This window comes from Arsenicicoccus sp. UBA6765, from assembly GCF_002453335.1.
In the GTDB taxonomy this organism is placed as follows: Bacteria; Actinomycetota; Actinomycetes; order Actinomycetales; family Dermatophilaceae; genus Arsenicicoccus; species Arsenicicoccus bolidensis.
Window position 1 is genome coordinate 25,752 of the sequence record NZ_DKGR01000030.1, and the last position, 10,962, is coordinate 36,713.

The 10,962-nt window shown below is 74.6% G+C and carries 10 protein-coding genes; 6 read left to right on the forward strand and 4 right to left on the reverse strand.

The annotated features are described in order from the left end of the window. The first annotated feature begins 44 nt into the window (after nucleotides 1–44). The 4 genes from B4K29_RS08715 to B4K29_RS08730 all read left to right on the forward strand — a co-directional run bounded on the left by B4K29_RS08715 (nucleotide 45) and on the right by B4K29_RS08730 (nucleotide 3,873). Nucleotides 45–1,535, forward strand: a complete 1,491-nt coding sequence (locus B4K29_RS08715) for a glutamine synthetase family protein (protein WP_286958537.1) — start codon at nucleotides 45–47, stop codon at nucleotides 1,533–1,535. A 102-nt stretch (nucleotides 1,536–1,637) separates the two neighbouring features. Beyond that, entirely contained in the window at nucleotides 1,638–2,117 is a 480-nt protein-coding gene (locus B4K29_RS08720; RefSeq protein WP_286958538.1) for a hypothetical protein, read from the forward strand. Between the two features lie 138 nt (nucleotides 2,118–2,255). After that, nucleotides 2,256–3,128: a hypothetical protein gene (locus B4K29_RS08725; protein WP_286967074.1), complete on the forward strand. Its 873-nt coding sequence runs from the start codon at nucleotides 2,256–2,258 to the stop codon at nucleotides 3,126–3,128. Between the two features lie 31 nt (nucleotides 3,129–3,159). Beyond that, nucleotides 3,160–3,873, forward strand: coding sequence for a peptidyl-tRNA hydrolase (locus B4K29_RS08730; RefSeq protein ID WP_286959617.1), 714 nt, complete (start codon nucleotides 3,160–3,162; stop codon nucleotides 3,871–3,873). On the opposite strand, the gene B4K29_RS08735 is transcribed toward B4K29_RS08730, so the two are convergent. From B4K29_RS08735 to B4K29_RS08750, 4 genes are all read right to left on the reverse strand, one after another. Continuing rightward, nucleotides 3,859–5,652 (reverse strand): AMP-dependent synthetase/ligase, encoded by a 1,794-nt coding sequence (locus B4K29_RS08735; protein ID WP_286967075.1) that lies wholly within the window; start codon nucleotides 5,650–5,652, stop codon nucleotides 3,859–3,861. The two genes, B4K29_RS08730 and B4K29_RS08735, sit on opposite strands and share 15 nt — an antisense overlap. Nucleotides 5,653–5,732: 80 nt before the next feature. After that, a complete protein-coding gene (locus B4K29_RS08740) occupies nucleotides 5,733–7,610 on the reverse strand; it encodes an AMP-dependent synthetase/ligase (protein WP_286967076.1) in 1,878 nt (625 codons plus the stop codon). Nucleotides 7,611–7,663: 53 nt separating this feature from the next. Further along, the gene (locus B4K29_RS08745; RefSeq protein WP_239264665.1) at nucleotides 7,664–8,530 is read right to left on the reverse strand and encodes an alpha/beta fold hydrolase; all 867 of its coding nucleotides are present in this window, start codon (nucleotides 8,528–8,530) and stop codon (nucleotides 7,664–7,666) included. A 58-nt stretch (nucleotides 8,531–8,588) separates the two neighbouring features. Beyond that, on the reverse strand, nucleotides 8,589–9,305 hold the full coding sequence (locus B4K29_RS08750; protein WP_286967077.1) for a helix-turn-helix transcriptional regulator: 717 nt from the start codon (nucleotides 9,303–9,305) through the stop codon (nucleotides 8,589–8,591). A gap of 109 nt (nucleotides 9,306–9,414) precedes the next feature. Between B4K29_RS08750 and B4K29_RS08755 the strand changes: the two genes are divergently transcribed. Both B4K29_RS08755 and B4K29_RS08760 read left to right on the forward strand, forming a co-directional pair. Then, nucleotides 9,415–10,092, forward strand: a complete 678-nt coding sequence (locus B4K29_RS08755) for a hemerythrin domain-containing protein (RefSeq protein WP_239264662.1) — start codon at nucleotides 9,415–9,417, stop codon at nucleotides 10,090–10,092. A 5-nt stretch (nucleotides 10,093–10,097) separates the two neighbouring features. Further along, nucleotides 10,098–10,962, forward strand: an 865-nt coding sequence (locus B4K29_RS08760; protein WP_313666878.1) for a DUF6541 family protein, incomplete at its 3' end; no start/stop codon positions are given.

Consider the following 10,962-nt stretch of genomic DNA (forward strand, 5'->3'; position numbering starts at 1 on the left):
CACCTCGGGTCGCCACACCCCGGCGACCGCCCCCAGGAGCCGACATGCACGACATCGACCGTTCCCTGACGCCGCACACCCTGGTCCGCGCCCTCGGCAAGCCCGCCGCGAGCTTCACCAAGGCCGACATCGTCCGCTTCGTGCAGGAGCAGGGCATCACGATGCTCGACCTGCGCTACGTCGCGGGCGACGGGCGCCTCAAGAAGCTCAACTTCGCGATCGGCTCGCTCGAGCACCTCGACCGGATCCTCACCCTCGGGGAGCGGGTGGACGGGTCCAGCCTGTTCCCGTTCGTGAGCGCCGGCGCCAGCGACCTGTATGTCGTCCCGCGGTACCGCACGGCGTTCGTTAACCCCTTCGCCGAGGAGCCGACGCTAGACCTGATGTGTTCCTTCTACGACGCCGACGGCGAGCCGCTCGCGTCGGCTCCCGAGCAGGTCCTGCGCAAGGCCCAGGCGCACCTCGAGGCCACCACCGGGTGCCGGCTCGAGGCGCTCGGCGAGCTGGAGTACTACCTGTTCAGCGAGGTCGACTCGATCTACCCGATCGTCGAGCAGCGCGGCTACCACGAGGCCCACCCCTACTCGAAGTGGGGTCACGTCCGGCGCGAGACGATGGCGCACCTCGCGCGCATGGGGGCTCAGATCAAGTACGGCCACGCCGAGGTGGGCAACATCGTCCACGACGGGCAGGAGATGGTGCAGCACGAGATCGAGTTCCTGCCCGTGCCGATCGAGGAGGCTGCCGACCAGCTCGTCCTCGCCAAGTGGGTGCTGCGCGAGGTGGCCTACCGCCACGGCCTGCAGGTCAGCTTCGCGCCCAAGATCATCGTGGGGCAGGCCGGTTCCGGCATGCACGTCCACACCCGCCTGACCCGTGGCGGCCGGGCCGTCTTCGCCGACGCGGAGGGCCTGACCGACGACGCTCGCCGCGTCATCGCGGGCTACCTGCGGCTGGCGGCGTCGTTGACGGCGTTCGGCAACACGGTGCCCACGTCATACCTCCGGCTGGTCCCGCACCAGGAGGCGCCGACGTCGATCTGCTGGGGCGACCGCAACCGGTCGGTGCTGGTCCGGGTGCCGCTCGGATGGTCTGGCGTCGGTGACCGGATGCTGCGTGACGCGAACCCCCTCGAGCCCGCGCAGCAGGTGGACGGCACGGCCGGCCAGACGGTCGAGGTTCGGTCGCCGGACGGGTCGGCGCACGTCCACCTCCTGCTGGCGGGGCTGGCGGTCGCGGCGCGGACCGGGCTCGTGGGGGAGGACTCGCTCGAGCTCGCGCAGCGGTCCTACGTGAGCGAGGACGCCTCTCGCGTCGAGGGACTCGCCCAGCTGCCCTCGTCCTGCGCCCGCTCGGCGGAGGCATTGCTGGCGGACCGGAAGCACTACGAGGCGGGCGGGGTGTTCCCACGCGGCCTGATCGACGCCCAGGCGACGATGCTGCGGTCCTACCAGGACGACGACCTCTCCGAGCGTCTCTACGGCGACGCCGACGGCCTCGCCGCGCTGGTCCAGGAGCACCTCCACTGCGGATGATCGATCGCGCCCGGAGGGGAGGGGTCGTGCGTCCTGGACGGCCCCTCCCCTTCTTGGGGAATCTCCAGCAGACCTCCAGGCACCCGGCCTAGGGTCGATGGCGTGAGGACCACTGATGGCACCCACGGCGCGGGCACGACGACCCGCCACACCACCGAGAGCACCACGACGGGGGACGGCCGGGCCGGAGGGAGGGTGGAGTCGGGAGCCACGCGTGCGATGTCGGCCCTCGAGAGCTTCCGCGACGAGCTGGCCGACCTGTGGGGGGACCTGGAGCAACTGGTCGCCGCGGTGGACGACGCCGCGATGATCGACCTCTCGCGCCGCCTGGAGCAGCACGTCTGCGCCATGCCGGACAGTGCCGACCGCATGCGCGAGCTCGCCAACGACCTGATGGCGCTGATGGCCGGGTGGCAGCACCTCGGCGAGGAGGAGCGGGTCGTGCTCGCGACCGCCATGGCCTATCTCGCCGAGGTGGACGACGCCGTGCCCGACCACCTGCCGGGCGGTCTCGAGGACGACGACCGCGTCGTGGGCGCTGCCGTGCGAGCCGTGCTGCGGCCGCGGCGCCGCGCCGCCTGACAACTCTTTCGTTCTCTTTTCAACAACCTCTGGCGGCCGTCCGTACTGTCCGGTAATGTCCCACCTTGGCGGGGGTCATCCGGGTGAACGATCATCCACTCGGCCACGAGTGCGCACGCTCGGTGGAGGATGGGTGCAGTGATGTCACTGGACGCCAGCCCCGCGTCGCACCTCCTGCGAGAGGAAGTCATGATCGAGCAGCCGTGGTGGGCCGAGGGCCCCGCAGACCACGAGTCTCGGTCCGGCGGCATCGTCTCCGACACGGAGGTGCCGCTGCGCCTCGGCGCGGTGTACTCCGAGGCCGAGATCGATCCCGAGCAGGGCAGCACGGCCCGGTCCGTCATCGTCGGAGGCGTGGTGCTCCTGACCGCCGTCGTCCTGACCGCGGCGCTCGCGGGCATCGCCTCCCGCCCCGGCGTCGACCTGCAGGGCCTCGTGCCGGCCAGCCGTCCCGATCCCGCCACGCACCTCCACGTCCGCGGCACGACGCCGGCCTCCGGCACAACCGCGGCGACCCCACGATCCCGTCCGCCCGTGGGCGGTGGCGCACCGGCCACCCCCTCTCCGAGCACAGCGGTGGGGTCCGTCGCGTCGGGTGCGGAGGCGCTGCGGCGAGCGCCTGGTGCCGGCGTCGCCCCCACGGCGACGACCCGGCCCGTCGGTCCTGCCGCAGCGAGCGCGCCGGCCGCCCAGACGGCTGAGGGCCCACCGCGTCCGGCGAGCCGGCGCACGATGCCCGCCGCGTCGACGTCGTTCGGCGGCCACGGGCGCTCATCGGCTGCCAAGAACCCCGCCCGGGTGGACGCGCAGAAGGGCCATAGGGGTCACAGCACCCCTCCGCGCGGAGCTGGTCGCGCCGCCCAGGGGCGTCGCGACGGGGCCACCACGGCGCCGGTGCGCAGGTCCTCGCCGCAGGCGGCCAGGTCAACGCCGAAGGCGAGCCCGGTCAAGCCCGGCCGGAGGGTGGGGCACGGCCCCGCGCGGCCCGGACGGGGTCCTCGAGCGCACTAGCCTGAGGGTTCCATCCTGCGGAGAGGACCCGATGTCCCAGCACGACAGCGAGCCGATCGACGGCTCCCAGCCCATCGACGACCCCGACGTGCCGTGGGCGATGCAGGTGGCGCTGCGCTACGACAAGGCCGACCTGCCCGACGAGGACCTCGTCGCCGCCACGGCCGCGCGCGCCGTCGTCACCCTGCTGGCCGACCACCGGGCCCGTGACGGCGACTGGTCCGAGGCCGTCCGGCGCTGGCGGGACGGTCGCATCCGCAAGCTCGTCCGGCGCGCCCGCGGGGTGCGGTGGGAGCATGCGCAGGCGGTGCCGGGCGTGACGGTGACGGACGGACCTGCGGCGGTCCGCGCCTACGTGCCGATGCCGACCCGCCCCCTGCCTCCGGAGCTGGATGCCCTCCAGGTCAGCGGGACGACCTATCCGGCCACGACGCCCGAGCAGCGGGAGGGGCGGACGGCGGCCGTCGTGACGGTGGCACTGTCGCCGCACGTCGAGATGACGAGCGGCAAGACGGCCGCCCAGTGCGGGCACGGCGCCCAGCTCGCCTGGGAGGCCATGCTCGCCGAGGACGACCCGGCGCTGCAGGCGTGGGCCGAGGACGGCTACCGCGTGCGCGTGGCCCGTCCCGACGAGGCCGGCTGGCGGGCGTGCGCCGGTGCGCCGGTGAGCGTGGTCGACGCCGGCTTCACCGAGCTCGACGGACCCACCGAGACGGTGCGGGCGTGGTGGTCAGCGGCCCGCTGAGCGGGCTCGCCGGATCTCGTCATACATCCGGTCGAGCTGGTCGGGAAACCTCTCCTCGACGGCCCGTCGACGCACCTTGAGGGTCGGGGTCAGCAGCCCGGCGTCCATGGTCAGCGGCTCGTCCAGCAGCTCGACGCCACGGACCTGCTCCTGGTGGGGCAGGTCGGCGTTGACGGTCTCGAGGTGCCGGCGCACGTCCTCGAGGACGTCGTCCCCCGCGTCGGCCGTGGGCTGGACGAGGGCGACGAGGCAGACGCGGCGGTCCCCGATGACCACGGCGTGCTCGACGCCGGGATGCTCGGCGATGCGGGCCTCGATGGGGGCGGGGGCGATGTTCTTGCCCTGCTGCGTGACGATGAGGTCCTTGAGCCGGTCGGTGATGTGGACGAAGCCGTCGTCGTCGATCTCGCCGACGTCACCGGTCCGCAGCCAGCCGTCGACGAGGACCTGGCGCGTGGCCTCCTCGTCACGCCAGTAGCCCGCCATCAGGTTGGGCCCGCGGTAGAAGAGCTCACCCTCGTCACCGCGCCGGAGCTCCCCGCCGAGGATGACCCGGCCGACCGTGCCGAACCGGACGGCGGCGGGGCAGTTGAAGGTCATGAGCGGACCGGTCTCGGTCATCCCGTAGCCCTCGCACACGAGAACCCCTGCGGCCCAGAAGAACTCCTCGACCTCCGCCCGCAGCGGAGCGCCGCCCACCGCGAGGACGGACTTCTCCCCACCGATGGCGTCGCGCACGTTGTGCAGCACGAGCCGGTCCGCGACCCGGAGCCGGGCCCGCAGGTGGGCCGGGACCGGTCGGCCCGCGAGGCGCAGCTCGCCCACGCGGTGGCCCACCCGGAAGGCCCAGTCGAAGATGCGCCGCCGCACCGGGCTCTTGTCGGTCATGGCGTGCGCGACGGAGTAGACGGTCTCGTAGAGCTTGGGCACCGCCACGAGCGCGGACGGGCGTGCCTCGCGCAGCTGGTCGGCGACGGTCTTGGGGTCGCGCACATAGGTGTTGAGGGCGCCGTGGGACAGCACGAAGTAGGTCCAGGCCCGCTCGAGCGCGTGCGACAGGGGCAGGAAGGCCAGGCTCGAGTCGTCCGGGCCGAAGTCGAAGAACGCGTCCACCGCGTGCAGCTGGTGCAGCATCGTCGCGTGCGAGAGGGCCACGCCCTTGGGGCGGCCGGTGGTGCCGGAGGTGTAGATGATGGTGGCGAGGTCCTCGCCACGCCCGGCCTCGGTGCGCCGGGCCACCTCGGCGGCCAGCGCGTCGTCGTCGTCGTCCCCGTGCCTGAGCACGCGTGTCCACGGCTCCGCCCCGGGGGCGTCGTCGAAGGCCACGATCAGCCGCAGGCCGGCGCCGGCGGGGGTGGACGTGACCCGGTCCAGCAGGTCCGCGTCGCCCACGAACGCGGCGGCCGCGCCGCTGTGCTCGAGGACGTAGCCCACCCGGTCGGCGGTGGAGGTCGGGTAGACCGGCACCGGGACCGCCCCCGCGGCCAGGGCACCGAGGTCGACCACCGACCACTCTGGGCCGTTGGGAGCCAGGATCGCGACCCGGTCGCCGGGCTGCACGCCGTGGGAAACCAGGGCCCGGGCGACCGCCTCGACGCGGCGACCCACCTCGGCATACGACCAGGTGAAGCCCCGCTCGCCCAGCACGCGCATCGCGGGCCGGTCACCGTGCTCGCGCACGACCCGGGCATAGAGCCGGGCCAGGTGGTCCTCGGAGAATCGTGGGGACGGGACCACGGGTGCAGCGGCTCCCGCGGTGTCGCTTCGAGGCACGGGCATCGGGGCTCCAGCTCCGTCGAGGGTGGGTCAGGTTCACGGTAGCCCACGGTCGCCCGTCCGAGGCCGGAGGCAGGCGATCGTCAGCGCCGCGAGGGCTCCATCGCGAGCGAGGAGTACATCTCGTCGATGGCCTCGGCGCACTCGCGCTCCACCCGCTGGCGTCGCACGAACCCCGCGGCGGCGGGGCTGCCGAGCAGGCCGAGCGGGGACGCGGCGAGCCGGAATCCCTGGATGCACTGGTCCGGCGACAGGGAGGCGTTGGCCAGCCGGATGGCGTCGCCGACGGCGCGCACGACCAGCGGGTCGGCGGCCAGCGCCTCGGCGTCCGCTGGGGAGGGATCACCGGCGGCGAGCCGCGCCTGCCGGGCCAGCTCGACGTCCGCCTCCACGATCGCCGTGAGGCAGGGGCGCCCGTCCCCGACGACGACGACGTCGGAGATGATCGGCATCGACCGCAGCCGCTCCTCCACGACCTGGGGCGACACGTAGCGCAGCGACTCGGTGACGATGCGGTCGTCGAGGCGGCTGGTGAGGTGCAGGTAGCCGTCGTCGTCGACCCGGCCGATCTGGCCGGTGTGGAGCCACCCGTCGTGCAGCACCCGGGTGGTCTCGGACGGCAGCCCGAAGTAGCCCCGCATCAGGCCGGGCCCGCTCAGCAGCACCTGACCGTCCTCGTCGATGCGCAGGGACAGGCAGGACAGCGGTCGGCCCACCGACCCGTCCTTGGCGGCGTGCGGGGCGTTGACGGTCGCCAGGACCCCGGACTCCAGCGGTCCCCAGCAGCGGTATGCCGGGAGCCCCGCCGTCTCGAGCAGGCTCATGATCTCCGGCGGTGCCCCCACGCCGGCGACCAGGAGCACGGCCTTGGGCCCGCCCAGCTCCCGCGCGACCCGGGTGCCCACGAGGAGCCGTGCCGCGCGGGAGCGCAGCTCGTCCGCCGGGCCGCCGGGGCCCCGCTGCTCCGAGCGCCGGGCCGCGTCCGCGACCGACACGCGACGGCACCAGGGCACCAGGACCGAGCCGAGAGGCAGCTCGTCGGTGGCGCGCTCGAGGGCGTCGCCGACGAGGCGGCGCAGCACCGGGAAGGAGGTCATGAGCAGGGTGGGGCGGAGCTCGCGGACGGCATCCCGGATGTCGTCGGGCTCGCCCACGCAGGACACCGAGCCGCCGGACAACAGGGCGATCAGGCTGCTGCCGTGCTGGATCGAGTGGTGCAGGGGGAGGGTGGTGACCTCGTGCAGGGGCTCGGTGACCCGGAACGCCTCGGCGATCGCCTTGACCGTCGTCAGGGCCGAGCGGTGGGTGTGGACCACGCCGCGCAGCTCGCCGGCGCCCCCCACGGTGTAGTCGATGAACGCGATGTCGTCGGGCGACCAGGCGTCCCTGCGGCGGGCGGCCTCGGCGGCCGTGGCGATGTCGAAGGGCGCCGCCATCACGCGGTCCCAGGAGAAAGTGCCGTGGGTTCCCACCTCGGCCCCCAGGTCGTCCACCGCGTTGCCGAAGGACAGGCCGACGAAGTCGTCGAGGTACGGGACCACGTCGGGGTTCTCGTCGAAGCAGACGACGACGCGCAGGGAGGGCAGCCGCCCGGCCAGCCGCCGCATGCTGCGCACCAGCACGTCGCCGCCCACGAACGCCACGCGCGTCTCGGTCTCGCGCAGGACCGCCGCGAGCTCCTCCACCGGGGTGGCGGGTCCGAGCCGGACGACGACGCCGGCGCAGGCGACGACCGCCAGCTCGGTCACCAGCCACTGCGGCCGGTTGTCGGCGATGATCGCCACGGCGTCGCCCGGGTGCAGGCCGCTGGCGATGAGGCCGTGGGAGACGTGGCGCACCTGGGCCGCGAGGTCGGCGTAGGTCATCTGCGCCCAGCCGTCGTCGGTCCGCCCCCGCAGGGCGACGGCGTCGGGGTGAGCGTCGGCGCGGGCGAGGACCAGGGCAGCGAGGTGCTCGGTCACGGCTCGCTCCCTGGTCCTCGACGCATCGGCTCCTAGCGTAGGGGCCGACGAGGTCACGCGGGCAGGACTCGCAGGACCTGCTCCCACCGCTCCGGGGGGAGCAGGTGGCCGCAGCCGTCCACGACGACCACGGTCGCGCTCGTGCGACGGGCGACGGTGGCCGACAGCGCGGGCGGCGGGACGAGGGTGTCGTCCTCGCCGACCACCACCGTGAGGGGCGCGCCGTCGATCCGGTCGAGGTAGTGCTGGGGGAGGGGCCGGGGGTGGTTGATCGTCTTGCAGGTCCGCCCCACCAGGGCCAGCCACTCGACGAGGGTGTCCGGGATGGCGCCGCCGGGCTCCACGAGGTGCCCGAGCACGGCGCGGGCGGTCACGGGCGTCGAGCGCAGCGACCAGCGGGTGCGGTCGCGCACCTGGCTCGCGGAGGTGCGCGGGGGCACGAGCCCGCCCGGTCCGACGAGGAATCGTCCGGTGACGACGGGGGAGTCCGCGCTCAGGCAGACGGCTGCCCCGAGGCCGCTGCCCACCAGCGTCAGCTCGCGGGCCGATGACCACTCGAGGGTGATGGCGTGCAGGGCTGCCTCCAGCCAGGTGGAGTACCACGCCGTGGTGTCGCGTCGGGGCCGCGTCGGGTCGGACAGGCCGGGCTGGCCCGGCAGGTCCAGCGCCCACACGGTGCCGTGCTCGGCAAGCGTACCGATCTCGTCCAGGCTGGACGCCGCGCTCATGGCCGTCCCGGGGAGCCAGACCAGCCGCGGGGGACCCTCGCCGACGGCGACGACGTGCGTCGAGACCGTGGTGTCGTGGACCGGCACCTCCAGGGTGCGGGACTCGTGCCCCACGCCCCAGCCGGCGAGCGCTGCGGTGCACCACTCGTGCACGGTGTCCCGTGCGGCGGGGGAGCGATAGGCGTCGTTCACGTGGTCGAACGATACCGCCGGTTCGGGCGGCCGGTGCACCTGCCCACGGTGGGCGGCGTCAGCGACCTGTCCCCGGCCCGGGGTCCTCGAGCCGCACCAGGCACCCGCCCGGGACCGAGAAGGGCTCGACCCGCACCGACGCGGGATCGCCGCCGGCCGCCTCGACGAGGGCGGCGGCGAGGCCATGGTGCACGGTGCACACGACGTGCGGCACGCGACGGGCGGCGTCGAGCATCGGGCACTGGCGCAGGACGAGCTCCTCGCCCCCGCTCGGTCCGCGGCCGGACGGGGTGTCGTCCGGGGCGAACCCCATCCGGTCGAAGTCCACCCGCAGCTGCTCGCGGGGCGTGGCCTGCGAGGGCACGGACCGGTCGTCGGCCAGGGACTCGCCCCAGGCGACGCCGGCGGCGTGGGCGATGTCGGTGGCGCCCGGCAGCTCGGCCACCTGGTCGGCGAGGGCGACCGCGAGGGCGGCATACTCCGCACCGGCCTCCGAGCCGGCCAGCGTCGCCTCGTAGCGCCAGGCCGGGCGACCGCGGCCGGTGATCGGGGCGCGGAACCGGCGGGCGAACCCGGCCTCGACCAGCGCGTCGAGGTGGGCCCGGACGGTGTTGTTGTGCAGCCCGCACGCCTGGGCGGCCTCGTCGACCGTCATGGGCGCGGCGTGCTCGCGCAGCACCCGCAGGACCGCCTGCCGTGCTGACGTCAGCACCTGGGGCTCGGTGCCCTCAGGGCCGGGCAGCGGGCCAGGGCCTGGCCGCTGCGGAGATGTCATGGCCACGACGACTAGTCTAGAGACCCCGACCGAACCACCAGGACCCCGGGGCGAGCCCCAGCGCCGCCCGGGCACGACGGGCCTCAGGGCCCGGTGAGGAGCTGACGCGATGACGAGCGTCGCCGACGTCGCCGAGACGGCACCGACCACGACCACCGGCGAGGGGCTGCGGGCCGACAACCTCGCCCTCGCGCAGACCGTCGACCAGACGGTGGACGCCCTGATCGGGGCGATCGGCGCTGCCGACGCAACCGCGTTCGGGCAGGCGCACGCCGACCTCGCGACCTGGTGCCAGTTCGAGCTCGTGCCCTCCGCCGTGGCCAAGGAGCAGGTCCTCTATCCCCGCGCCGCGCGGGTGCCCGAGGCATCCCTGCTGGTGCAGGGGCTCGTCGCCGACCACCGCGTCATCGCCGGTCTGGTCGACGCCGTCAACGCCGCCCAGGACGCCGCCCAGCTCGCCGGCGACGCGCAGGCGCTGCGCGTCCTGCTCCGTGCCCACCTCGCCAAGGAGGACCAGCTCCTCGCCGGCCTCCTCGAGGCCCAGGACGGCTCCGCCGAGGCGTATGCCGAGACCCGCCGCGCCGCCGACGCCCTCGCCCAGCAGTACGCCGCCAACGTCGCCGCCGACGTCGAGGCGTCGCACGCCGAGCCCACGGGTGGGTGCGGAAGCGGCGGTGGGTGCGGCGGCTGCGGCGGCGGCGGGGGCTGCGGCTCCGCGGACGACGCGCGCACCGACGAGGAGCGGGCCGCCGACAAGGCCGCCGTGACCGTCACCCGGGTCGACTGAGGGTCGTGCTCCCGACCGGGACGACCTGGTGGGGTGCGACGCCCCTCGTGGCGGTCTCCCTGCTCCTCCACCTCCTGCCCGGTGCCCTGCTGCTCGTCGCGGCTCGCGCCACCCCACGGATGGTCGTGGGTGCGGCGCCGGTGGTGTCCGCCGGCGTCGTGGGGGCGGCCGTGGCCTGGACCACGTGGACGGGGGTGCGCTGGGGCGTCATACCGCTCCTGCTGACCACGGTCGTGGCCGGCGGGCTGACGCTCCTGGTGGTGCGCCTCCTCGCCGGCCGGGGAACGGCCGCGGTCGACGACGGGGCGACCCGGGCCGGTCCGCGGGCGCGAAAGGTCCCGTCGGCCGTGGCGTCCCTCGGGCCCGCGGCCGTCGCCGTCCTCGGGTCCTGGTGGGTCCTCGTGCGCGGCATCCCCTCGCCGAGCTCGCTGCAGCAGTCCCACGACGCCGGCTACCACGTCAACGCCCTGGCCAGGGTGCTCGCCACCGGCGACGCCGGGTGGTACTCCGTGGGGGCCACCTCGTCGCCCCTGTCGAGCACCACGTTCTACCCGCCGGGGCTGCACGCCCACGCCGCCCTGGTGGCTCAGCTGGGCGGCGCGCACCCGGTGGTGGCGCTCAACGTCGTCGTCCTCGTCCTCGCGGCCGTGGTGTGGCCGCTCGGCATGATGCTCCTGGTCCGCGCGGTGGCAGGGCCCGACCCCGCGGCCCGGTGGGCCGTGGCCCTCGCGCTCCCGGTGACGCTGGTCTTTCCGACGCTGCTGCTGCACTTCGGGGTGCTGTGGTCCAACGCGGCGGCCGTCGCGCTGTCGCCCGGCCTGCTCGCCCTGCTCGTCGCGGCGTCCGGGCGGGGCGCCCGGGCGCGGCGCC

Bases quoted from the DNA above. Each gene is read 5' to 3' on its own strand.
- B4K29_RS08750 (WP_286967077.1), bottom strand. From the start codon at position 9,305: ATGACATCTCCGCAGCGGCCAGGCCCTGGCCCGCTGCCCGGCCCTGAG.
- B4K29_RS08735 (WP_286967075.1), bottom strand. From the start codon at position 5,652: ATGCCCGTGCCTCGAAGCGACACCGCGGGAGCCGCTGCACCCGTGGTC.
- B4K29_RS08730 (WP_286959617.1), top strand. From the start codon at position 3,160: ATGTCCCAGCACGACAGCGAGCCGATCGACGGCTCCCAGCCCATCGAC.
- B4K29_RS08755 (WP_239264662.1), top strand. From the start codon at position 9,415: ATGACGAGCGTCGCCGACGTCGCCGAGACGGCACCGACCACGACCACC.
- B4K29_RS08715 (WP_286958537.1), top strand. From the start codon at position 45: ATGCACGACATCGACCGTTCCCTGACGCCGCACACCCTGGTCCGCGCC.